We start from the raw sequence: 21,682 nt of genomic DNA, 5'->3' as shown, positions 1-21,682 counted from the left end.
ACCCGCCTGCCGCCGCCTATCTGCGGCCTCCCGAGCGGGACACCGCTTACGATCGTTGCCCGATCGTCTAAAGGTAAGACTACGGACTCTGACTCCGTCAATCGAGGTTCGAATCCTCGTCGGGCATCCACACCCCTAGGCATTTTCCGATCAAACCGCAGGGTACTGTGTGGTCCGTGCCGCGCTGCAATTGTGATGCATGCCTCGCCAAAGCCAATGGCTACACCGAAATCAGGCTCCGCACCGCCAAATCAGCTTCATGTTCACGCGCCTTGCCCAGATCATAACGGGCCTGCATCCGCATCAGGGTCTCGGCCTTCACGCCAAAGGCATGTTCAAAGCGGATGGCCATATCCGCGGACAGCGCCGCCCGCCCGTTCAACAGCGAACTGATCGACTGACGGCTGACGCCAAATGCCTCGGCCAGATCGTTGATGGAAACGCCGTGGGCCTGCACGATTTCCGTCTTGAGCCAATCACCGGGATGGATCGCAAACGAGGCATGAATCCTGATAGCCATCAGTGATAATCCTCCAAGTCTATGTTTATGAGGGCACCCTGTTCATTCATTGAAAAAGTTAGCCGCCAGTTTCGGATCACGGTCATTGCCCATGTTCCCGTGCGGTCGCCGATTAACGGGTGGAGGCCGTAATTTGGTGGAGTGGAAAGTTCATCCAGCGTGTCGGCATCAATGATGAAGGTCATCATCCTGAACAGCCGATCCACCACGTCCCCGGGCAGCCCCTTGGCCTGGCCGGTTTCGATAAACCGCCGCAAAGCCTTGTGGCGAATGCTCTCAATCTCCATCCATGGAAGGTATCACTTTACATATTCATGTCAAGCGACACTTTACATGTCGCGGAGAAAGTCATTAGCCCGCGCCCAGCCCCTACGCCGCGCTTCCATGCACGACATCCATGCCGCGCCGCCGGCGCCGCGCGGGGCGGGTCAGGGGCAGGACTTCGGACGGGTCCTTTTCCAGCCGTTCGACCGCATTGTCGACCAGCATCTGCAGACCTTCCTCGCTCAGCAGCCCGCCCCGGATCAAGCAGCGATCCTCCAGCACGCAGCGGAACGCGGAATAGAGCGTCATGTCGGGCCGGCGCGGTGCCCCCCAGAAACTGTCGAGGCTAGTGTGATGGACGATGCCGGGCACCTTGTAGACCGCATGGCCCAGCACCACGACCGGCTTGGCGCTGTTGAGCGCCAGCGTGCCCACCGTGCTGTTCACCGTCACGACGCCCAGCGACGTTTGCACGACCTGCGCAATATCCCAGTCGGAAAGATAATGAACCCGATCGCCGACGCCATAATGGACCGCCAGCTTGCGCGTCAGTCGTTCCCAGCCCACCAGCCCCGGATCCAGCGGATGGCGTTTCACCAGCAAAGCGACGCCCGATGGTGCATGTTGGGCGAAGCTCTTGATCACGAACCGCAAGGCGGCGCGCATGTCGCCAAAGGGCGAATGGACGCGGATCTGATAGTCGGAATTGAGCTGCAACGGCAGGGTGAAATAGGGCTGGTCCTTGATGGCGTCCCAAGTCGCGGCCGATCGTTCGGCCTCCCGCTTTGCCATCAGCAGCTTCCAGCACCAGGCGACCGATTCCAGGATGAAACTGTGCGGGCGGTGCGTGCGATAATAAGGAAAATAGGGCCGCATCAGCGCCGATGACAGGCCATTGCGCATCGTGTTGCGCGCCCGCGCCTGGAATGTGGAGGGCACCGGCGGCAGCGGTTCGGCCCGTTCGGGCAGGCCAGCGGCCTGATCGAGATACCATTGCGGATCGAGCGGCAGCGTCGAATTGCCGTTCACGCCATCATCCTGCAAAGTCAGGAAGTCGGGCCGGATATAGCCCTCCTCCATGCAGTGTACCCGCAATCCGCGCAGCCGCGCCATGCCGTGGGCCGACGTGTGATAAGGGCGGCAATCGCCGTAGAGGATAAGGTCGGTAACGCCGTGGTTAACGATAAAATCGTCGAAGAAGAGCGGCCAGTTGCGGAAGGTGCCGCGATAGTCCGCTGCTTCACCCGGCCAGTCGACCTTGTCGCCGCCGTTGATGTTGATGCGCAAGGCGCGATGCCCCCGCGCCCGCAAGGCGTCGGCCAGCATCGCGAAATAGGGTCCGTGCGGTCCCTGCAGGAAGAGAAAGGTCTTAACCTGCGGATCAGCCATGAAAAAACTCTGCGGCCAAAGTCATAAATCTGCGCAACTTCCCCTGCATGGCCCGCACCCTGATAAGCCAAGTGACAGGCGGCGTCGACCCATTGGCTAAACGCTCCACCATCACTTCAGGCCCACAGGGCAATCCGGTCATCGGATCGAGATAGCGGGGATAGAGAATGAGGGCGCCAGCGACAAGTTCATCAACGCTGAGTTGTCGCCCGCGCCGGGGGCTTGGCTCTGCCAGATCGCGCGTCAGGCCCCAGCCGGCGTAGAAGGGCATGCCGTGCACGGTCACGGCGCACCCCCGGATCAGCGCCTCGAACCCGGTGAGCGAGGAAAGCACATGCACCGCGTCGACGGCCTGCACCAGGTCCATCAGCGATCCGCCGCTGTCGACCGCATCCGCATGGGCCAGCGCCACGGCATCGGTCAGATGCCCCTTGCGATGCCCCGCCTGCACGTCGGGATGCGGGCGATAGAGGATGAAGGCATCGGGTTCGGCGCGCCGCACGCGCTTCAAAAAATCGAGATTGCCCGCCACCCCTGCGCCGCCCAGCCGCACCGACAGGTCATCGTCGACCTGGCCGACCGCCAAGACCGTGCGCCGCCCCTGTGGCAAGGCGGGAAAATCACCGCCCTGCGCCCCATATTTGGTGACGCCCGACGCGCAGATGCGCGCCCGCAGCCGCGCCGCCCGCTCGACCAGCGCGGGCGGAAAGTCGTGGTTCGCGAGCAGCGTCTCCAAATCGTTGGCCTGGAGCGCATTATAATAAATGCCGCTGCGATCGACGACCACGGAGCCGGGTGGATAAAGCGCTGCCCCCAGCCCGCGCGAGCGCAGGAAACCATCCTCCACCCGCGCGATCGGCACGCCATCGGCCTCTGCCCGCGCGACGATGGCGGCGGGCACCCGCGAAGGCCAGACCGCCAGCGCGCCGCCCTCCCGCCGCGCCTTGCGCAGGCCCTTGCGCGCCGACAGGAAGGGCGGCGACCGCTCGCCATCCCACAAAAAGGCGTGGATCGCCTCGCGCTTCCAGAAGGCCATGCCGCTGGCCGCTGACAGGCCGCGATTGCCGTCCAGATGCCGCCGCCAGTCGGCCAATTGCGCGATCGCCTGCGACACACTGATCGGCGCGCCGGAAAACGGGTCGCGATATTGCGCTGCGGTCAATCGGGCGCGCAGCAAAGCGTGCAGCCGCGCTGGCTCTACCGCCACCCCGTCCGCTCCGATCACCGGTACGCCCAGCAACCCGGCGATCAGCGCCCAGTCATCCTCCGCATCGGCATGGACCGCCTGCGCGCCTTCGATCAGATGCCATGGGTCGCAGTCGGCGGGTAGCATGCGTCCCGCCACCTGGGCCGCGCCCTTGCCGGGCAACAGGCCGATCTGATCCGGCTCCAGCTGAGCAGAAACCCGCGCGTCGATCGGCATGCCCACCCGCATCAGCCGCCGCACCGGGTCAGGCCGCGCGCCCCAGAAGCAACCGCCCACACGCGCGGCGCGAAGCTGATCCAGCGCCGCGTCGGTCACGTCATGCGCGGCCCGTCCATCGGCAGGCACGGCGACGGCGGCAACCGCCGGGTCGACACCGGGAAAGGGCGGGGAGCGGAGAAACGGGGTCATGCGCGCTGACAGGCCGAGGGCGGCCATCCGTCCCATATCAGTCCCACAGCGCCCCGCATCGTCATACTCCCCCTTGGGCAGCGCCAGCGCAAAGGTCAAGGAACAGAGGCTGTTACTTCCTCGATCAGGTCTGTCACTATGTCGAAATAGTCACGCCATGTCGGCGCGCGCCAGACGCTGATGCGCGCCTGCTGCGCCGCGCGCTCGGGCGAATCCGCCTGCGCATAGGCGCAGATTGCCCGCATCCAGCCCAATCCGTCCAGCGGGTCGAGATAATCCGGCGCATCGCCACCCACTTCGCGATGAGCGATGATGTCGCTGCAAATGACCGGCACACCCGACGCCAGAGCCTCGACCACGGGCATGCCGAAGCCTTCGGCAAAGGACGGCATCAGCATCGCGCGGGCGTTGGCGACCAACGCCTGCATCCGGTTGTCGGACACTTCGCCCGCCTCGATCACATGGCCGCGCAAAATGTCGGCGCGTTCCAATATGTCGATGACATTCTCATTTTCCCAGCCACGCCGGCCGACCAGCACCAGCACCGGCGCGGCGTCGCCCATGTCCTCCACCAGTCGCCGCCAGATGGTGAGCAGCAGCAGATGGTTCTTTCGCGGCTCGATCGTCGAGATATAGACGAAATAGGGCCGCCTGGGCAGCGACTCGTCGCGCGCGCCGAATATGTCGGGCGCGTCCGCGCCGAAATGCGCCACCCGCACCACCCGGCCGTCCAGCCCGGCGCCCAGATGCGGCGCCAGCGCGTCGATCGTCGCCTGGCTGTTGCCGATGATGCCGGTGGCATAGCGGTCGATCGTGCGCACGCGCCGACGATGCTCCTCGGCTCCCTGCGGCCGGGCATATTCAGGATGGCTCAAGGGGATGACGTCATGCACCAGCGTCACCAGCCGGGCGCCCTCCGCGCGCAAGATCGCGCCAACTTGGGCCGCATCGTCAAGATGGTGCGGCGATACCTGCAAATAGAGGCGCGGCCCCTTCGCCTTGGGCACCGGGCGCGGCCGGGTCGCGAACATATGGCGGATGACCGCCGCCTTGCCCTCGCCGCCCGCGTCGCTGCGGGCATTGCGCCATTTGGCCGCGGTGAACGCCAGGAACTGGCGCACCGCCGCATTGCTCAGCCGCCCATAATAGCCGCCGGCAGGATGCACCGCGGCAAAGGACAAGCGGTGGGGCATCCGCTCCAGCAATTCGCGGGCATAGACATATTCGACGCGGTCGATCCCGGTCGGCGCGGGGTGAAAGGCGCGCGACAGCAATCGCGACACGTCCAGCACCACTTCACTGTCGCCGCGCGCGCCGCCGAAGCGCGGGCTGGCCCGCTTGGTGCGCAGCGCCAGCCGCGCGCCGGGGGCATTGAAGGGACGCAGCGCCATCGGCTCAGCGTCCGCCGTTCGGATCAGACAGGCAGGCGATCGGCATCAGAATTGCGCGCGTATCTCTTGCGCCAGCGCTTCGAGCGCGTCGGGATCGGCCTTGCCACCCGCGCCATGGGCGGCGAACCCCTTGGGGTCGCCCTCCCAGCGCGGCAGGATGTGGACGTGCAGATGGAAAATGGTCTGCCCGGCCGGCGCGCCATTGAACTGGGCGATCTGGATGCCGTCGGGGTTCAGCACCTTGCGAATGGCGGTGGCGACCTTCTTCGTCGTCGCCATCACCTGGGCCAGCGCCTCGTCCTCCATGTCCAGCAGGTTGCGCGCCTTCGACCATTTGGAAATGACCAGCGCATGGCCCCGCGTCTGCGGCATGATGTCGAGGAAAGACAGCGTGTCGGCATCCTCATACAGCGTGGTCGACGGTATCTTACCCTGCAAAATCAGGGCGAAGATATTGGCGTCGTCATAGGTGCCGTCGAGGCTCATGGATTGCCCTTAGCTGATATAATGGGCGCTCGTCTTAGCAGCGACTTCCTCCGCCGTCACGCCCGGCGCCAGTTCAATGAGCTTGAACGGGCTGTCATGATCGGGCCGCTGGAACACCGCCAGGTCGGTGACGATCATGTCAACGACATTGGTGCCGGTCAGCGGCAGGGTGCAGGCCGGGATGAACTTGGGATCGCCGTTCTTCGACGTGTGCTCCATCACGACGATGATCTTCTTGACGCCCGCGACCAGGTCCATCGCGCCGCCCATGCCCTTGATCATCTTGCCGGGGATCATCCAGTTGGCGATGTCGCCATTTTCCGCGACCTCCATCGCGCCCAGCACGGTAAGGTCGATATGCCCGCCCCGGATCATCGCGAAACTGTCGGCGCTGGAAAAATAGACCGACTGCGGCAGCTCGCTGATCGTCTGCTTGCCCGCATTGATCAGGTCGGCATCCTCATCGCCCTCGAACGGGAAGGGGCCGATGCCCAGCATTCCGTTTTCCGACTGGAGCGTCACTTCCACGCCCGCAGGGATATGATTCGCCACCAGCGTCGGAATACCGATGCCAAGGTTCACGTAGAAACCGTCCTTGAGTTCCTTCGCCGCGCGCGCGGCCATCTCGTCACGAGTCCAGGGCATCATTGCTCTCCCTTGGCGGGCGGGGCCCACCTCTTGTCCATCGGAAATATGTCGTCGAACCCGCCTTTGAGGCCGCTGCCATAGACGGGATTGGGCATGACGAACCAGCCATTGCCCCACATGCCGGCGATCGGCAGGGTCATGGTCGCGGCGCGGCGCGCGGTCACGGACTGCCCCGCATTGAACAGGTCGGAGAAATCGCCCAGCTGGTCGCCGCCCATGGCGATGACGCAATATCTGGCGGCGATCGTCGCGCGGCGGCCATCCTTGCGTGATCCCATGGCGTCGTCACCGCTCAGGTACAGCGTCTCGCCATGCACCGCCTCGCCCAGCCCGGCCGCGCGGATCGCGCGCGCGGTCGCATCGGCATTGGCGGCCGACCGGTTGGTGTTGAAGATCACGGTCACGCCCATCTTGCGCAGCGCGGCCAGCACATGGTCCGCGCCCGGAACCGGCGCGACCGCGCCCTCCCCGGTCTTTTCCCACGCATCCCAGTCGGCGGCGTTGTAGCCCTTGCCGCTCGTCGCATCATGATATTCATAGCCGATGTTGAGCAGCACCGTTTCATCGACGTCGAATACCGCCGCCAGTGGCTTGTCGCCGCAGGGCACGAATGTGGGCGCGTCCAGGCTCGCGCCCTGCGCCAGCACCACGCTATCGGCCGGGCGCGCCTTCATCTTGCTCGCGACATAACCCAGCAGCCCATGCCAGGCCTGCACCGACAGCGCCGCGCCCTCGCCCGACCCGTAGAGATATTGCATCCCAGCGGGCGGATTGGCGGGTGCTGCGCCCGTTACGGCCGGAGGCGTCGTCGTCGCACAAGCCGCCAAGGGCCCCAGCAGTAATATTGCGCTCCTGCGAAGGCAGGAGCCCAGAGCGCCAAGGCGCGTCGCTCGACCCTGGGCTCCTGCCTTCGCAGGGGCACTAGCAGCAGCCATCTCGCGAAACATCACGCCGCTTCCCGCTGCCTCACGGTGCGGAACTCGATCTTCTTGTCATAGGGCGCGCCCACGATCATGCGCTTGACATAGATGCCGGGCAGATGGATCGCGTCGGGGTCCAGGCTGCCGGTCGGCACCACTTCCTCGACCTCCGCGATGCAGATTTTCGCGGCCGTCGCCATGGGCTGGTTGAAGTTGCGCGCGGTCTTGCGGAACATGAGGTTGCCGCTCTCGTCGGCCTTCCACCCCTTGACGATCGCGATGTCGGCGAAGATGCCGCGCTCCAATATATAGTCCTGGCCGTCGAAATTCTTGACTTCCTTTCCCTCGGCCACCTGGGTTCCGACGCCGGTCTTGGTGTAGAAGCCCGGAATTCCCGCGCCGCCGGCGCGGCAGCGTTCGGCCAGCGTCCCCTGCGGGCAGAATTCGACCTCCAGTTCGCCGGCCAGAAACTGCCGTTCGAATTCCTTATTCTCCCCGACATAGGAGGAGATCATCTTCTTCACCTGGCGCGTGCGCAGCAGCTTGCCCAGCCCTTCGCCGTCGATGCCGGCATTGTTGGACGCGATGGTCAGATCCTTGACCCCGGAATCGCGGATGGCGTCGATCAGCCGTTCGGGGATGCCACACAGGCCAAAACCGCCCGCGCAAATCTGCATCCCGTCGAACAGCAATCCGTCCAGCGCAGCCGCAGCATCGGGGTAGAGCTTCTTCACCATGGGCGCTTTCTCCTAATATATGACCCAAGGGTCTAGGCGGCCGGAAGGATCAATACCAATGATTTGTTTTTTCCGATAAGCCAAAATAATGGCTATCAATCGCATCGCTTTCTATCATCTCGAAACGCTGCTGTGGATCGCGCGGCTGGGCACTTTCGCGGCGGCTGCGGCGCGGCTCAACACGACGCAGCCCGCCATTTCCGCGCGCGTGCGCGAACTGGAAGGCCATCTGGGCACCGCCCTCTTCCGCCGCGAAGGGCGCGCCATGGCGCTGACGCCAGCGGGCCGCGAACTGGTGCGCGAAAGCGAACCGCTCTGGGCGCGGTTCCAGACCGTGCTCACCGGATGCAGCGACATTGGCGGCGCGCGCGGGGTCGTGCGCGTGGGATCGGGGGAGATCGCGGCGGCCATCTGCCTGCCCTCCTTCGTTACCGCGCTGGGCCGCGACCTGCCCAATGTCACGCTGGAAATCGACATCGCGCTGACCGTCGACCTGATCCAGCAACTGGCGTCGGGGCAGGCCGACATGATCTTCGGCGCGGGTCCGGTCGCCCACCCCTTGCTGCGCTCGACCCCGATCGGCGGCGTCGACCTGCTCTGGCTCGCCAGCCCCGCCATCGCCAGCGCGCCGCCGTCGCGCCCGCCGCTCTGGTCGCTCTCCAGCGCCTCGCCGCTCTATCACATCGTCAAGGATGCGCTGGCCCACTCCCCGCTAGCCGCCAGCCCGGTCAACCTGTGCAACAATGTGCGCACGATGATCGATATCGTCACGCGCGGTGGCGGCGTCGGCGCCTTTCCCGAAGCGATGGTGCGCGCCCATCTGCACGATGGCCGGCTCGCCAGACTGCCCGACATGCCGCCCCTGCCGCAAATCGCCTTTCACGTCGCGGTGCGCGCGGCCGAAAGCGATCCGCTGGTCCTGGCAATCTTCGGCCGGGCGAGCGACTTGCGGCTCTAGATGAGGCCCGCGAGCGGACTGGACGGGTCGGCATACATCCGCTTGCCCATGCGTCCGGCGCGATAGGCCATGCGTCCGGCTTCGACTCCCGCCTTCATCGCGGCGGCCATCAGCACCGGGTCCTTGGCTTCGGCGATGGCGGTGTTCATGAGGACGCCGGTGCAGCCCAGCTCCATCGCCTGCGCGGCTTCCGAAGCGGTGCCCACGCCCGCATCGACCAGCACGGGCAGCTTGGTGCCCTCCACGATCAGGCGGATCGTGACCTTGTTCTGGATGCCAAGGCCACTGCCGATCGGCGCGCCCAGCGGCATGATCGCGACCGCGCCCGCATCCTCCAGCCGCTTGGCCGCAATGGGATCATCGACGCAATAGACCATCGGCTTGAAGCCTTCCTTGGCCAGCACTTCGGTCGCGCGCAGCGTTTCGACCATGTCCGGGTAAAGCGTGCGCGCTTCGCCCAGCACCTCCAGCTTGACGAGGTCCCATCCCCCCGCCTCGCGCGCCAGGCGCAGGGTGCGGATCGCTTCCTCGCCGGTGAAGCAGCCGGCAGTATTGGGCAGATAGGTAATCTTCTTGGGGTCGATATAGTCGGTCAGCATCGGCGCTTTGGGATCGGACACGTTGACGCGGCGCACCGCCACCGTCACGATTTCCGCGCCCGACGCCGCCAGCGCTGCCGCATTCTGCTCGAAATTCTTATATTTGCCCGTGCCCACGATAAGGCGCGACCGGAACGTCTTGCCCGCGACGGTCCAGCTGTCGTCAACGGTCACATCGCCGCCGCCGACGAAATGCACGATTTCCAGTTCGTCCCCATCCTCAACCTTCACCTGCCCCAGCGTCGATCGCGGCACCACCTCCAGATTGCGCTCCACCGCCACCTTTTCGGGCGTGAAGCCCAGTTCGCTCGCCAGTTCAGCCAGGGTCAGCCCCTCGCGAACGCGGCGATGTTCGCCATTGATGCGGATGGAAATGGTGCCGTCTATGCTCACTATGCTGTCCCGATTGGCAAAGTGTCTCGACGCGGCGAGACAGGAAGGGCTATGGATTGCCCCGCATATAGGGGCGGCCCTGCCTCCGCCGCAACATCTGAAACAGGGGACCGGACGTGGCCGACGCGCGCAAAATCTATGTGCTCAATGGACCCAATCTCAACATGCTCGGCACGCGCGAGCCGGAAATCTACGGCTATGACACGCTCGACGACATTGCCGAACGCATGGAGGACGCGGCCAATCGCGCCCATGTCGAGATTGATTTCCGCCAGTCCAATCATGAGGGCCATCTGGTCGACTGGTTGCAGGAAGCCCATGCGGAAGGGGCGCATGCCGTCATCATCAACCCCGGCGCCTATACCCACACGTCCATCGCCCTGCATGACGCGATCAAGGGCATCAGCGTGCCGGTCATCGAAATTCACCTGTCCAACCCCCATGCGCGCGAACCCTTCCGCCACAAAAGCTATGTCGGCATGGCGGCGAAGGGCACGATCGCGGGCTTTGGCCCCATGTCCTACATGCTGGCGCTGGAAGCCGCGCTGGAATTATGATCCGACGCACGAAAGTTGCGCTTTGCCGGAAATACGCATAGGCGCTGGCGCCAGAAACCATATCAACCTGCCAGGGATTTTACATGACCGATAAACAGGAAAAGGGCGCAATGCAGGTCGACGTTCAGCTGGTGCGGGACCTTGCCGCCCTGCTCGATGACACCAACCTCACCGAAATCGAGGTGGAGGATGGCGACCGCAAGATCCGCGTCGCGCGCAAGGCCGGCGGCGCGCCCGCCGCTGTCTATGCGCCCGCGCCTGCCGCCCCGGCGGCCGCTGCGCCTGCTCCGGCTGCCGCGCCGGCTGCGCCCGCCGCCGCGCCCGAAGGCGCGCTGCCGCCCGGCACGCTGGTCAAATCGCCGATCGTGGGCACCGCCTATCTGTCCGCCGAACCGGGCGCCGCGCCCTTCGCCCGCGTGGGATCGCAGGTGCAGGCCGGCGACACCGTGCTGATCGTCGAAGCGATGAAGGTCATGAACGCCATCGCCGCGCCCGTGTCCGGCACGGTCAAGACGGTGCTGGTCGATAATGGCCAGCCGGTCGAATATGACCAGCCGCTGATCGTGATCGAATAAGGCGCGCGACGATCATGGGCATTGAAAAGCTGCTGATCGCCAATCGCGGCGAGATCGCGCTCCGCATCCACCGCGCCTGCCATGAAATGGGCATCAGGACGGTCGCGGTTCATTCGACCGCCGACGCCGACGCCATGCATGTGCGCCTGGCCGACGAGGCGATCTGCATCGGTCCGCCGGCGGCCAAGGACAGCTATCTGAACGTCGCGGCGATCATTTCGGCGGCGGAAATTTCGGGCGCGGACGCAATCCATCCAGGCTATGGTTTCCTTTCCGAAAACGCCAAGTTCGCCGAGATCGTCGAGGCGCATGGCATCGCCTTCGTCGGGCCGAAGCCCGAACATATCCGCACCATGGGCGACAAGATCGAGGCGAAGCGCACCGCCGGCGCGCTCGGCCTGCCGCTCGTCCCCGGCTCCGACGGCGCGGTCAGCGACCTGGAGGAAGCCAAGGCTATCGCGGAGACGGCGGGCTATCCCGTCATCATCAAGGCGGCTTCGGGCGGCGGCGGTCGGGGCATGAAGGTCTGCACCTCGCCCGACCAGCTTGAGACGCTGATGCAGCAGGCGGGCAGCGAGGCAAAGGCAGCCTTTGGCGACGCCACCGTCTATATCGAAAAATATCTCGGCAATCCGCGCCACATCGAAATCCAGGTGTTCGGCGACGGAAATGGCAACGCCATCCATCTGGGCGAGCGCGACTGCTCGCTCCAGCGCCGCCACCAGAAGGTGCTGGAGGAAGCGCCCTCGCCCGTCCTGTCGTCGGCCGAGCGCGAACGCATCGGCAGCACCTGCGCGAAGGCGATGGCCGACATGGGCTATCGCGGCGCGGGCACAATCGAGTTCCTGTGGGAAAATGGCGAATTCTACTTCATCGAGATGAACACCCGGCTTCAGGTGGAACATCCAGTGACGGAGATGATTACCGGCCTCGACCTGGTGCGCGAACAGATCCGCGTCGCGGAGGGCAAACCGCTGTCGGTGCGCCAGGAGGACATCCGCTTTACCGGCCATGCGATCGAATGCCGCATCAACGCCGAAGACCCCAAGACATTCGCGCCCTCGCCCGGCACCGTCACCAGCTATCATGTCCCGGGCGGCATGCATGTCCGCGTCGATAGCGGCCTGTATCAGGGCTATAAGGTGCCGCCTTATTATGACTCCATGATCGGCAAGCTGATCGTCTATGGCCGCACCCGCGAGGGCGCGATCATGCGCCTGCGCCGCGCACTGGAGGAATATGTGATCGAAGGGATGAAGACCACCATCCCGCTGCATCAGGCGCTGCTGACCGATCCCGACTTCCTCAACGGCGACTATACGATCAAGTGGCTGGAAGAGTGGCTGGCGCGGGAAGACGCGGCATGAAGGCGACGATCTGGCACAATCCCAAATGCGGCACGTCGCGCAAGACGCTCGCCATCCTGGAAGAAACGCCGGGTGTCGACGTCGAGGTAATCGAATATCTGAAAGTCCCCTATAGCCGCGACAAGCTGGCGCAGCTGATCGCGGACGCCGGCATGACGCCCGCCGACGCGATCCGCACCATGGGAACCGATGCACAGGAACGGGGGTTGGCGGATATGGACGCCGACGCGATCCTCGATGCGATGGCGGCCAACCCTGCCTATGTAAATCGGCCCTTCGTCGAAACCGACAAGGGCGTGCGCTTCTGCCGGCCGCAGGACAAGGTGCGCGAAATTCTCTAGGCGGCACGCGGGACGAGGCACGGCATCATGGCGCAGGATGGTTCGACGATCGACGATGATGCGCCGGTGCCGGGCGTCGCCCCCTATGACGGGCCGGCGGGCGGCTGGGGTGCGCTGCGCGCCGTGGCACTGGCGATCAAGGACCAGATGGGCGCCAGCGCCGACACCCGCGCCTTGCTTCAGATGAACCAGCCGGACGGTTTCGACTGTCCGGGATGCGCCTGGCCCGACCCGCGCCACACATCCTCCTTCGAATTTTGCGAAAATGGCGCGAAGGCCGTCACCTGGGAAGCGACGCCCAAGCGCGTCGACCCGGACTTTTTCGCCAGCCACAGTCTATCGGACCTGTGGGACTGGAGCGATCACCAGCTGGAGGATGCCGGCCGCCTCACCCACCCGCTGCGCTATGATCCGGCAACCGACCATTATGTCCCGATCGGCTGGGACGAGGCGATGGCGCGGATCGGCGCCAGCCTCAACGCGCTCGACCATGCCGACAGGGCAGAATTCTACTGTTCGGGCCGCGCCTCCAACGAAGCGGCCTTTCTCTATCAGCTGTTCGCCCGCGCCTTTGGCACCAACAATTTCCCCGATTGTTCGAATATGTGCCATGAGGCGACCAGCGTCGGCCTCGCCAGGTCGATCGGCCTTGGCAAGGGGTCGGTGACGCTGGAGGATTTCGACCATGCCGATGCGATCTTCTGCATCGGCCATAATCCGGGCACCAATCACCCGCGCATGCTGTCGACGCTGGCCGCGGCGGCCAGGCGCGGCGCGCCGATCATCGTCGCCAATCCGATGCGCGAACGGGGCCTGGAACGCTTCAAGTCGCCCCAGCATCCGACCGAAATGCTGACGCCCGGCGCGACGCAACTAGCCTCGGCCTATCATCAGGTGAAGGTTGGCGGCGACCTGCCGATGTTACAGGGGATCATGAAGGCATTGTTCGCCGCCGATGCCGCCGATCTCGCCGCCGATGGTGCGGGCCTGATCGACCGCGCCTTCATCGCCGAGCATACGGTCGGCTATGAAGCCCTGCGCGCGGAAGTGGAAGCGCAGGACTGGGCCGTGCTGGAACAGGGCAGCGGCCTCACCCGCGCGGCGATGGAAAGCATGGCGCAGGTCTATGCCAAGGCCCGCAATGTCATCATCTGCTATGGCATGGGCATCACCCAGCATCGCCACGGCACGCAAAATGTGCAGCAGATCGCCAATCTGCTGCTGCTGCGCGGCAATTTCGGGCGTCCGGGTGCGGGCATCTGCCCCTTGCGGGGCCACAGCAATGTGCAGGGCGATCGCACCGTGGGCATCACCGAAGCGCCCGGCGAAGCGATGCTGGCGCGGCTGGACGCCCATTTCGGCATCACCAGCCCGCGCAAACATGGCCATAATGCCGTCGACGCGCTGGCGGCGATGGTGTCGGGCGAAGCGCGCGCGCTCATCGCGCTGGGCGGCAATCTCGCCGTCGCCATGCCCGATCCGCAGGCCTGTTTCGCCGCCTTCCGTAAGCTTGACCTCGCCGTTCATATCCTCACCAAGTTCAACCGTTCCTGCCTGCTCCCCGCGCGCGAAACCATCATCCTGCCCTGCCTTGGCCGCACCGAACTCGACATGCAGGCGACCGGCCCGCAATGGGTGACGGTGGAAGACAGCATGTCGATGGTCCACGCCTCGCGCGGGCGGCTGAAGCCGGCATCGGACGATCTGAAATCCGAACCCGCCATCGTCGCCGCCATGGCGAAGGCGACGTTGCCCGGCAGCCCGATCGACTGGGATGGCCTGGCCGCCGATTATGACCGTATCCGCGACGGGATCGCGGCGGTCTATCCCGACTTTCATGATTTCAACCGGCGCGTCCGCGCGCCCGGCGGCTTTCGCCTGACCGTCGGCCCGTCGCAGCGCCACTGGCCAACGCCCGATGGCAAGGCGCATTTCCTGCCCGCAGGGGACGCTTCTGCGCCCGAAGAGCGGCTGATGCTGGCGACCGTCCGCAGCCACGACCAATATAACACCACCATCTATGGCCTCAATGACCGTTATCGCGGCATCACCGGCCGGCGCGACATCCTGTTCATGAACGCCGCCGACATGGAGCGGCTGGGCATCGCCCATGGCGACCGCGTCGATGTGGTGGCCGCGCCCGACCGCATCTTGCGGGGCCAGACCGCGATCCATCACGACATCGCCGCCGGCTCTGTCGCAGCCTATTATCCCGAAGCCAATGGCCTGTTGCCGCTCGACGCGCATGACCGGCAAAGCGGTACGCCCGCCTACAAGACCATACCTGTCGACATTCGCCCGGCAGCGTAACGATCATGGCAAATTGCGGCTTGCTTTGCCGCCGGGAGGCCCTAGCTTTCCCGCCATGGCAAAGGGCAGCACGCAGAAAACGGCATCGGCGACAATCGCGGTCTACAGCCTGAAGGGCGGGGTGGGGAAGACCACCATGTCCGTCAACCTCGCCTGGGCATCGGCCTGCATTTCCCGGCGGCGCACCTTGCTGTGGGATCTCGACCCGCAGGCCGCGTCCAGCTGGCTCCTGTCGACCGACCAGACCAGCCGCGACGCGGCGCAGGCGATCTTCAGCAAGGATGTGGAGGTTAAAAAGCTGATCCAGCCGTCCACCGTGCCAGCGCTGGACCTGATCGCCGCCGACACCTCGCTGCGCGGCCTCGATCATCTGTTCCGCGAAATGGACAAGAAGAAGCGGCTGGCCAAGCTGATCGAAAGCCTCAGCCGCGACTATGACCGCATCATTCTCGATTGCCCGCCGGGCCTTACCGAAACCAGCGAACAGGTGCTGCGCGCCGCCGACCTCATCGTCATTCCGGTCATCCCCTCACCCCTTTCGCAACGGGCGATGGGCGAAGTCGCGCGCTATCTGGTCCAGCGTGGCGGCGCCCATGCGCCGATCCTGCCGGTCTATTCGATGGTGGATCGCCGCCGCAGCCTGCATCGCGCCGCGCTGGAAAGCCAGACCGGCTGGCCCGCCATTCCCATGGCCAGCACGATCGAGCAGATGACCGTGCGCCGCAAGCCGCTGGGCGCCTTCGCGCCAGCGTCGCCCTCAGCGCAGGCCTTCGCGTCGCTCTGGACGCAGGTCGAACGGCAATTGAGCGGGCGCTAAGGCCCGCCCCCGCCCCCCACCCGTCGCGTCAGGCGGCGATGTCGTAGGGCCGAATTTCGCCCGTCAGATACAGGTTGCGCGCCTTCGACCGGCTGAGCTTCCCCGATGACGTGCGCGGCAAGGTGCGCGGCGGCACTAGTTCGACGACGCAGTTCATGCCGGTGATCGCCCGCACCCGCTCGCGGATCTGGTCGCGCAGGCGCGATCTTTCCTCATTGTCGGACGTGCGGCAATGGACCAGCACGGCGGGCGCTTCCTCGCCGCCCGGCGTCGTGATCGCAAAGGCGGCGATATCGCCCTGCTTGAACCCAGGCAGTTGCTCCACCGCCCATTCAATATCCTGCGGCCAGTGATTCTTGCCGTTGATGATGATCATGTCCTTGGCGCGGCCGACGATGTAGAGATAGCCGTCCGACAAATAGCCCATGTCGCCCGTGTCGAGCCAGCCGTCGGCCATACAGGCCGCGGTCGCCGCCTCGTCCCGGAAATAGCCGACCATCAGCGAAGGGCCGGTGGTCCACACCTTGCCGATCTGCCGCTCGGCCATCAGGCCGCCATCCTCGTCGCGGATTTCCACGACCATGTCCTTGGCGGGCTTGCCGCAATTGACGATGGAGCGGAAACGCTGCGGGCGGCCTTCGGGCGCGGCGCCGCCCGACAGGTCGGTTTCCTCGACCAGTTCGACGATGATGCCCTCGCCCGGCGGCATGATCGTGACGGCCAAGGTCGCTTCGGCCAGGCCATAGCTCGGCAGGAAGGCGCTGGGGCTGAACCCCGCATCGGCAAAGGCGTCGACGAAGCTCTGCATCACGTCGGGGCGGATCATGTCCGCGCCATTGCCCGCCAGCCGCCAGCGCGACAGGTCGAACCGATCGGCCGCCTTCGTCTGGCTCGACATGCGCCGCGCGCAAATGTCATAGCCGAATGTCGGCGAATAGCTGATCGACGTGCCCTCATTGCGGCTGATCAGATCCAGCCAGGCGAGCGGGCGACGCGCGAAATCCTCGGTCTTCATATAATCGGTCGACACCTGGTTGGCGACGACCGACAGGAAGCAGCCGACCAGCCCCATGTCATGATACCAGGGCAGCCAGCTGATGCAGCGGTCGCTGTCCTGCAACGCCATGCCATGGCTGTGCGCCGACAGGTTGCTCAGCAACGCATGATGCGTCACCGCGACGCCATGGGGGAAGCGGGTCGACCCGCTGGAATATTGCAGATAGGCGATCTCTTGCGGCTGCGCCTGCGGCAAGTCGCACGGCACCGCGTCGCGCGCGATGAAATCCTCGAACGCGATGCTCTCGACCGACTTTTGCCGGCCCGATTCCCCCGCCATTTCCTCCAGTTCCTTGGGGAACAGGAACAGCATCGGGTCGCAGCTGGTCAGCTGGACGTTGAGCTGGTCGATATAGCTTTCCTTGCCGCCAAAGCTGGTCGGCAGCGGCAGCGGCACCGGCCAGGCGCCGGCATAGACGATGCCGAAGAAGAGCATCGCGAAATCCGCCCCGGTTTCCGCCACCAACGCCACCCGGTCCTGCGGTTTGACGCCATGGGCGATCAACCGGTGGGCGCAGGCGATGGCGTCGGCGCGCAGTTCGCTGAACGGATAGGGGCGCGCCAGATTGCCGCGCGCGTCGTGGAAATTCAGGCCCCGCTTGCCCTGCGCCGCATAGTCCAGCGCCTCGCCCAGCGTCCCGAAATCGGAGAAGCGGCGCGGCAGATCATCAGTGGTCGGCGTCGGTGCCATCATCTCTTGCGAACCCGTCATATTGGTTTCACCCAATGTCATAAAATTTGTCAAAGGGCCGCCGCTAGCAGCTTTGGCGGCCCCATGCACCGGATAGTTGCATTCCAGCCTGGCTTTCTAGCCCACAAGGCGCGGTAAAATTCCGGCCCGACTGTGGCATAAACATGGCGCATCGGCCATGCTGGCGCGATATGACCGGCAAACGCCCCCCTCCGCCGCTCGATGAGGATGCGCTGCGCGACCTGGCGCTGCGCCATGTGGCGCGCTTCGCGACCAGCCGGGGCAAGCTGCTCGCCTATCTCAACCGCAAGCTGCGCGAACGCGGCTGGGCGGGCGAGCGCCCCGCCGACCCGCAGGCGCTGGTCGAACGCTTCGCCGACCTCAACTATATCGACGACGCCGCCTATGCCGTCATGAAAAGCGCGTCGCTCGTCCGGCGCGGCTATGGCGCGCGCCGCGTGGGCGAGGCGCTGCGCGCCGCCGGCATAGCGGAGGAAGACCGGGAGCAGGCCGATGCGCAGACCACCCGTGACGCCTGGGCTGCGGCCGATCGCTTCGCCCGCCGCAAGCGTATCGGCCCCTATGCGACCGCCCCGCTCGACCCCAAGCAGCGCGAAAAGGCGATCGCCGCCTTCCTGCGCGCTGGCCACGCCTATGCGCTGGCGCGCCGCTGGGTCGATGCCGCCCCCGGCGAAGTGATGGAGGAGGAGGAATAGGCTTCCTCCCGGCGTTTCAGGCCAGGGCCGGAAACCCGCCTTGCCTCTCTCGCTTCAGCCCCCTTCCAATGTAGGATTTTCTCTGATCTACCCTGATCGATGAAGCCCTGCCCGCCCCGTCTGACCAGCCCATCGCACGCGTGTGCGCCCGCGCAGCCCCCGGTCGCGTCGCTGTCGCTTCATGGTCGCTTCGCAGGCGCTTCGTGGTCGCTTGACGCCCGACGACGGTGTGAACTTCGCTCCGCCGGAGGCCGGGCGGATTCAGGCGTCGCCCTTGCGCGTCTTCGCCCGCCGCGCGAAGATGTTGAGCACCTCCACCAGCGTCGAAAAGGCCATGGCGGCGTAGATATAGCCCTTGGGCACATGCACGCCAAAGCCGTCTGCGATCAGCACCGCGCCGATCATCAGCAGGAAGCCGAGCGCCAGCATGACGACGGTCGGATTGCGCGCGATGAAATTGGCCAGCGGATCGGCCGCGATCAGCATCACCGTCACCGCCACGATCACGGCGATATACATGACCGCCAGATTGTCTGTCATGCCCACCGCCGTCAGGATCGAATCCAGCGAAAAGATCATGTCCAGCAGGATGATCTGCACGATGGCGCTGCCGAAGCTCATCGTGGCCACGCTTTTCTTGTCCAGCACATCGTCGCCGCCATGCGGGTCGACATTATGGTGGATTTCCTTGGTCGCTTTCCAGATCAGGAACAGGCCGCCGGCAATCAGGATCATGTCGCGCCAGGAAAATTGCGTCTCGAATGTCGGCGCGCCATGGCTGTCGAGCGGTCCGCGCCAGCCAAGGTCGAACACCGGCGCCGTCAAGCCGACGATCCACGCGATCATCGACAGCAGCACCAATCGCATCGCCAGCGCCAGCCCGATGCCGATGCGCCGCGCCTTGGGCCGCTGCGCCTCCGGCAGCTTGTTGGTCAGGATGGAAATGAAGACCAGATTGTCGATCCCCAGCACCACCTCCATCACCACCAGCGCAATCAATGCGGCCAGCGCGGTGGGATCGGTAAAGGCGGTGACGAGACTGTCCATGATGCTCCCCTGATTATCCGACCACGCCCATGTTTCGGATCGGCAACGTATCGAAACGGCGATGACGCTCTATCGTTCCTCTGTTGCTGCTTGATGCCGCAACGCCGACTTTATAAGGCTGGCGCATCATTGTCCGGGGGGATTTTTCCATGCGTTTCATGTTCATGCTGGGGGGCCTTGGCGTCGCCCTCGCCTTGCCTGTCCAGGCACGGGCCGAAGTCTTCGAGATGGACGGCCATTTCCCGGCCCCCTTCCGCGATGTCAGCCTGGCGCGCAGCATCGGCGTCGACCGGATCGGCGGGCGAGACGGCATGGCCCTGTCGCTCGCGCTGGAGCAATTGCTCAGCCGACGCGGCCCGGATGGCCGCCCCCATTTCGACCTTATCGCCCTGTCGCGCAACGGGCCGGACGCCGACGCCATCGTCAGCGGCATGGCGGACGCCACCATCCGCAAGAGCGACGTCAAGCGCACGGTCGAGGAATGCGCGGACAAGCAGGCCAGCATCTGCCCGAAGAAGGAAAAGGTCGACATCATCTGCGCGCAGGAAGTCGTCAGCTTCTCCTCCACCCTGCGGGTCGCGCGGTCCGATGACGGCCGCATCCTCTATACCCAGACCCGGCCGCAATCCGACACGATCGTCACCTGCCCCAAGGACAAAACCCGTCGCAATCCCAAGGACAGCATCGACCGGATGGTGCGCACGGCAGCGGATCGCTTCGTCGACGATATCGTGCCGCGCCATGAACGCTACCGCATCCGCCTGCGCGAAGGACGCGATGGCATGGACAAGGCGATGGGCCAGGCGTTCAAGGACAGCATCCGCCTGTCGCAGCGCGATCCCGCCGCCGCCTGCGCGCAATGGGATGGCATGAACCGCGATCGCCCCGGCCATCCTTCTTTGCTGTTCAACCTTGGCCTGTGCGCGGAGCGGGACGGCGATTATGCGCAGGCCGAACGCCTTTATGCGCAGGCCGGCAAGGCGCAGGAGGATATCGACCGGGTCCGCGACCTCACCATCGGACGCGAAGACGCACAGGCGCGCGCCGCCGATCAATAAGCCGCGCGCTGGACTTGCGGGCGGTGCTGCCGTAGCGACAGCCCGTCCGCATCGACCCTGCGGATCGCGACACATTCTCTTTCACCCCTTTGCCAGAGGCGGGCCAATGACCAGAACCACCCTCACGCGTTTTCTGATCGAACAACAGCGCAACGCCAACGCGCTGCCCGCCGAATTGCGGCTGCTGATCGAAACGGTCGCCCGCGCCTGCAAGACGATCAGCCACGCCGTCAGCAAGGGCGCGCTTGGCGAGGTCCTCGGCAGCCTGGACAGCGAAAATGTGCAGGGCGAAGTGCAGAAGAAGCTGGACGTCATCGCCAATGAATTGCTGCTCGACGCCAATGAATGGGGCGGGCATCTGGCCGCCATGGCGTCGGAGGAGATGGAAACCATTTACCCCATCCCCAACCGCTATCCCAAGGGCGAATATCTGATGCTGTTCGACCCCATTGACGGGTCGAGCAATATCGACGTCGACCTGTCGGTCGGCACGATCTTTTCCGTGCTCAAGGCGCCCGAAGCCTGCGCCGGGCGCGATGTGACGGAAGAGGATTTCCTCCAGACCGGCCGGCATCAGGTCGCCGCCGGCTACGCCATCTACGGTCCGCAGACATTGCTGGTGCTCAGCGTCGGCACCGGCGTCTATGAATTCACGCTGGACCGGGAAGTGGGCAGCTGGGTCATGACCGACCCGGACATGAAAATGCCGCAGGGCAAATGCGAATTCGCGATCAACATGTCCAACCGCCGCCAATGGTCGCCGAGCGTCGAACGCTATATCGACGAACGGGTAATGGGGGCCAAGGGCCCGTGCGGCAAGGATTATAATATGCGCTGGACCGCCTCCATGGTGGCGGACGTGCATCGCATCCTCAAGCGCGGCGGCATCTTCATGTATCCCTATGACCATCGCTCGCCCGGCAAGGCCAAGCTGCGTCTGATGTATGAGGCCAATCCCATGGCCTATCTGATCGAACAGGCGGGCGGCGCCGCCAGCGACGGCTTCATGCCAATCATGGACGTCGCGGCGCAGGGCCTGCACCAGCGCGTGGGCGTGGTGCTGGGCGACACGGCGGAGGTCGAGGCCGTGGTCGCCTACGGCCGCGAAGCCGAAGTCCTGGTGAACTGAAGGAGTGAGCTCAAAAATGATGGGGGAGAGCGCTGGATCAAAAGCGCTCGATCCCCCAGCCATGCCGCGCCTGCCGGTCTTACCGGCGGCTCCTCTCC

Annotated in this window: 22 protein-coding genes and 1 tRNA gene; 11 read left to right on the top strand and 12 right to left on the bottom strand. The window is 65.0% G+C overall.

Annotation, left to right across the window (positions count from 1 at the left end; genetic code table 11):
* Positions 1–56 precede the first annotated feature (56 nt).
* A tRNA-Gln gene (locus tag SAB01S_RS03555) sits at positions 57–130 on the top strand.
* 90 nt (positions 131–220) lie between these two features.
* On the opposite strand, the gene SAB01S_RS03550 is transcribed toward SAB01S_RS03555, so the two are convergent.
* The 9 genes from SAB01S_RS03550 to SAB01S_RS03510 all read right to left on the bottom strand — a co-directional run bounded on the left by SAB01S_RS03550 (position 221) and on the right by SAB01S_RS03510 (position 7,970).
* Positions 221–520 (bottom strand): HigA family addiction module antitoxin, encoded by a 300-nt coding sequence (locus SAB01S_RS03550; RefSeq protein ID WP_062731718.1) that lies wholly within the window; start codon positions 518–520, stop codon positions 221–223.
* Complete coding sequence (locus SAB01S_RS03545) at positions 520–807, bottom strand: type II toxin-antitoxin system RelE/ParE family toxin (protein ID WP_062731717.1); 288 nt, start codon at positions 805–807, stop codon at positions 520–522. The genes SAB01S_RS03550 and SAB01S_RS03545 overlap by 1 nt, the downstream gene beginning before the upstream one ends.
* 82 nt (positions 808–889) lie before the next feature.
* Complete coding sequence (locus SAB01S_RS03540; RefSeq protein ID WP_062731716.1) at positions 890–2,173, bottom strand: capsule polysaccharide biogenesis protein; 1,284 nt, start codon at positions 2,171–2,173, stop codon at positions 890–892.
* Complete coding sequence (locus SAB01S_RS03535) at positions 2,166–3,824, bottom strand: capsular polysaccharide export protein, LipB/KpsS family (protein WP_439646655.1); 1,659 nt, start codon at positions 3,822–3,824, stop codon at positions 2,166–2,168. The genes SAB01S_RS03540 and SAB01S_RS03535 overlap by 8 nt, the downstream gene beginning before the upstream one ends.
* A 59-nt stretch (positions 3,825–3,883) precedes the next feature.
* The gene (locus tag SAB01S_RS03530) at positions 3,884–5,179 is read right to left on the bottom strand and encodes a glycosyltransferase family 4 protein (RefSeq protein WP_062731715.1); all 1,296 of its coding nucleotides are present in this window, start codon (positions 5,177–5,179) and stop codon (positions 3,884–3,886) included.
* 45 nt (positions 5,180–5,224) lie between these two features.
* Complete coding sequence (locus SAB01S_RS03525) at positions 5,225–5,665, bottom strand: HIT family protein (RefSeq protein ID WP_062731714.1); 441 nt, start codon at positions 5,663–5,665, stop codon at positions 5,225–5,227.
* Positions 5,666–5,674: 9 nt separating this feature from the next.
* A complete protein-coding gene (locus SAB01S_RS03520) occupies positions 5,675–6,310 on the bottom strand; it encodes a CoA transferase subunit B (protein ID WP_062731801.1) in 636 nt (211 codons plus the stop codon).
* Positions 6,310–7,140 (bottom strand): HAD family acid phosphatase, encoded by an 831-nt coding sequence (locus SAB01S_RS03515; protein ID WP_439646649.1) that lies wholly within the window; start codon positions 7,138–7,140, stop codon positions 6,310–6,312. Before SAB01S_RS03515 ends, SAB01S_RS03520 begins: the two co-directional genes overlap by 1 nt.
* A gap of 119 nt (positions 7,141–7,259) precedes the next feature.
* Complete coding sequence (locus SAB01S_RS03510; RefSeq protein WP_062731713.1) at positions 7,260–7,970, bottom strand: CoA transferase subunit A; 711 nt, start codon at positions 7,968–7,970, stop codon at positions 7,260–7,262.
* 88 nt (positions 7,971–8,058) lie between these two features.
* Between SAB01S_RS03510 and SAB01S_RS03505 the strand changes: the two genes are divergently transcribed.
* Positions 8,059–8,928: a LysR family transcriptional regulator gene (locus SAB01S_RS03505; RefSeq protein WP_062731712.1), complete on the top strand. Its 870-nt coding sequence runs from the start codon at positions 8,059–8,061 to the stop codon at positions 8,926–8,928.
* Here SAB01S_RS03505 and thiS read toward each other — a convergent pair.
* Positions 8,925–9,920: a sulfur carrier protein ThiS gene (gene thiS, locus SAB01S_RS03500; protein ID WP_083951122.1), complete on the bottom strand. Its 996-nt coding sequence runs from the start codon at positions 9,918–9,920 to the stop codon at positions 8,925–8,927. The two genes, SAB01S_RS03505 and thiS, sit on opposite strands and share 4 nt — an antisense overlap.
* A gap of 116 nt (positions 9,921–10,036) precedes the next feature.
* Between thiS and aroQ the strand changes: the two genes are divergently transcribed.
* The 6 genes from aroQ (at position 10,037) to SAB01S_RS03470 (ending at position 15,887) form a co-directional block, all read left to right on the top strand.
* Entirely contained in the window at positions 10,037–10,477 is a 441-nt protein-coding gene (gene aroQ / locus SAB01S_RS03495) for a type II 3-dehydroquinate dehydratase (RefSeq protein ID WP_021228730.1), read from the top strand.
* 83 nt (positions 10,478–10,560) lie between these two features.
* Complete coding sequence (accB, locus tag SAB01S_RS03490; protein WP_062731711.1) at positions 10,561–11,052, top strand: acetyl-CoA carboxylase biotin carboxyl carrier protein; 492 nt, start codon at positions 10,561–10,563, stop codon at positions 11,050–11,052.
* Positions 11,053–11,066: 14 nt separating this feature from the next.
* Entirely contained in the window at positions 11,067–12,419 is a 1,353-nt protein-coding gene (gene accC / locus SAB01S_RS03485) for an acetyl-CoA carboxylase biotin carboxylase subunit (protein WP_062731710.1), read from the top strand.
* Positions 12,416–12,760: an arsenate reductase family protein gene (locus SAB01S_RS03480; RefSeq protein ID WP_062731709.1), complete on the top strand. Its 345-nt coding sequence runs from the start codon at positions 12,416–12,418 to the stop codon at positions 12,758–12,760. The genes accC and SAB01S_RS03480 overlap by 4 nt, the downstream gene beginning before the upstream one ends.
* Before the next feature lie 27 nt (positions 12,761–12,787).
* Positions 12,788–15,070, top strand: a complete 2,283-nt coding sequence (locus SAB01S_RS03475; protein WP_062731708.1) for an FdhF/YdeP family oxidoreductase — start codon at positions 12,788–12,790, stop codon at positions 15,068–15,070.
* A 55-nt stretch (positions 15,071–15,125) separates the two neighbouring features.
* Entirely contained in the window at positions 15,126–15,887 is a 762-nt protein-coding gene (locus SAB01S_RS03470) for a ParA family protein (RefSeq protein ID WP_062731707.1), read from the top strand.
* Positions 15,888–15,915: 28 nt separating this feature from the next.
* Here SAB01S_RS03470 and SAB01S_RS03465 read toward each other — a convergent pair whose 3' ends face one another.
* Complete coding sequence (locus tag SAB01S_RS03465) at positions 15,916–17,676, bottom strand: fatty acyl-AMP ligase (protein ID WP_062731706.1); 1,761 nt, start codon at positions 17,674–17,676, stop codon at positions 15,916–15,918.
* 149 nt (positions 17,677–17,825) lie between these two features.
* Between SAB01S_RS03465 and SAB01S_RS03460 the strand changes: the two genes are divergently transcribed.
* Positions 17,826–18,350: a regulatory protein RecX gene (locus tag SAB01S_RS03460; RefSeq protein ID WP_062731797.1), complete on the top strand. Its 525-nt coding sequence runs from the start codon at positions 17,826–17,828 to the stop codon at positions 18,348–18,350.
* Between the two features lie 261 nt (positions 18,351–18,611).
* Here the strand turns inward: SAB01S_RS03460 and SAB01S_RS03455 are convergent, their stop codons facing one another.
* Positions 18,612–19,397 carry a TerC family protein gene (locus tag SAB01S_RS03455; protein ID WP_062731705.1) on the bottom strand — a complete coding sequence of 262 codons (786 nt, stop codon included), beginning with the start codon at positions 19,395–19,397 and terminating at the stop codon, positions 18,612–18,614.
* A gap of 149 nt (positions 19,398–19,546) precedes the next feature.
* Here SAB01S_RS03455 and SAB01S_RS03450 point away from each other — a divergent pair, with 149 nt between their 5' ends.
* The gene (locus tag SAB01S_RS03450; protein WP_062731704.1) at positions 19,547–20,455 is read left to right on the top strand and encodes a tetratricopeptide repeat protein; all 909 of its coding nucleotides are present in this window, start codon (positions 19,547–19,549) and stop codon (positions 20,453–20,455) included.
* Between the two features lie 106 nt (positions 20,456–20,561).
* Positions 20,562–21,584: a class 1 fructose-bisphosphatase gene (locus SAB01S_RS03445; protein ID WP_062731703.1), complete on the top strand. Its 1,023-nt coding sequence runs from the start codon at positions 20,562–20,564 to the stop codon at positions 21,582–21,584.
* Positions 21,585–21,682 lie beyond the last annotated feature (98 nt).

Source organism: Sphingobium abikonense NBRC 16140, from assembly GCF_001598335.1.
GTDB classification, from domain to species: domain Bacteria; phylum Pseudomonadota; class Alphaproteobacteria; order Sphingomonadales; family Sphingomonadaceae; genus Sphingobium; species Sphingobium abikonense.
Note: the sequence above shows the minus strand (reverse complement) of the source record. Positions and strands in the feature narration are given on the sequence as shown.

Excerpts from the sequence above, each read along its gene's own strand:
- SAB01S_RS03445 (WP_062731703.1), top strand. The coding sequence starts at position 20,562 with ATGACCAGAACCACCCTCACGCGTTTTCTGATCGAACAACAGCGCAAC.
- SAB01S_RS03450 (WP_062731704.1), top strand. The coding sequence starts at position 19,547 with ATGCGTTTCATGTTCATGCTGGGGGGCCTTGGCGTCGCCCTCGCCTTG.
- SAB01S_RS03525 (WP_062731714.1), bottom strand. The coding sequence starts at position 5,665 with ATGAGCCTCGACGGCACCTATGACGACGCCAATATCTTCGCCCTGATT.
- SAB01S_RS03465 (WP_062731706.1), bottom strand. The coding sequence starts at position 17,676 with ATGACATTGGGTGAAACCAATATGACGGGTTCGCAAGAGATGATGGCA.
- SAB01S_RS03505 (WP_062731712.1), top strand. The coding sequence starts at position 8,059 with ATGGCTATCAATCGCATCGCTTTCTATCATCTCGAAACGCTGCTGTGG.
- SAB01S_RS03545 (WP_062731717.1), bottom strand. The coding sequence starts at position 807 with ATGGAGATTGAGAGCATTCGCCACAAGGCTTTGCGGCGGTTTATCGAA.
- SAB01S_RS03480 (WP_062731709.1), top strand. The coding sequence starts at position 12,416 with ATGAAGGCGACGATCTGGCACAATCCCAAATGCGGCACGTCGCGCAAG.
- SAB01S_RS03475 (WP_062731708.1), top strand. The coding sequence starts at position 12,788 with ATGGCGCAGGATGGTTCGACGATCGACGATGATGCGCCGGTGCCGGGC.
- SAB01S_RS03520 (WP_062731801.1), bottom strand. The coding sequence starts at position 6,310 with ATGCCCTGGACTCGTGACGAGATGGCCGCGCGCGCGGCGAAGGAACTC.
- SAB01S_RS03550 (WP_062731718.1), bottom strand. The coding sequence starts at position 520 with ATGGCTATCAGGATTCATGCCTCGTTTGCGATCCATCCCGGTGATTGG.
- accC (WP_062731710.1), top strand. The coding sequence starts at position 11,067 with ATGGGCATTGAAAAGCTGCTGATCGCCAATCGCGGCGAGATCGCGCTC.
- SAB01S_RS03510 (WP_062731713.1), bottom strand. The coding sequence starts at position 7,970 with ATGGTGAAGAAGCTCTACCCCGATGCTGCGGCTGCGCTGGACGGATTG.
- SAB01S_RS03535 (WP_439646655.1), bottom strand. The coding sequence starts at position 3,824 with ATGGGACGGATGGCCGCCCTCGGCCTGTCAGCGCGCATGACCCCGTTT.
- SAB01S_RS03470 (WP_062731707.1), top strand. The coding sequence starts at position 15,126 with ATGGCAAAGGGCAGCACGCAGAAAACGGCATCGGCGACAATCGCGGTC.
- SAB01S_RS03530 (WP_062731715.1), bottom strand. The coding sequence starts at position 5,179 with ATGGCGCTGCGTCCCTTCAATGCCCCCGGCGCGCGGCTGGCGCTGCGC.
- SAB01S_RS03540 (WP_062731716.1), bottom strand. The coding sequence starts at position 2,173 with ATGGCTGATCCGCAGGTTAAGACCTTTCTCTTCCTGCAGGGACCGCAC.
- accB (WP_062731711.1), top strand. The coding sequence starts at position 10,561 with ATGACCGATAAACAGGAAAAGGGCGCAATGCAGGTCGACGTTCAGCTG.
- SAB01S_RS03455 (WP_062731705.1), bottom strand. The coding sequence starts at position 19,397 with ATGGACAGTCTCGTCACCGCCTTTACCGATCCCACCGCGCTGGCCGCA.
- SAB01S_RS03460 (WP_062731797.1), top strand. The coding sequence starts at position 17,826 with ATGACCGGCAAACGCCCCCCTCCGCCGCTCGATGAGGATGCGCTGCGC.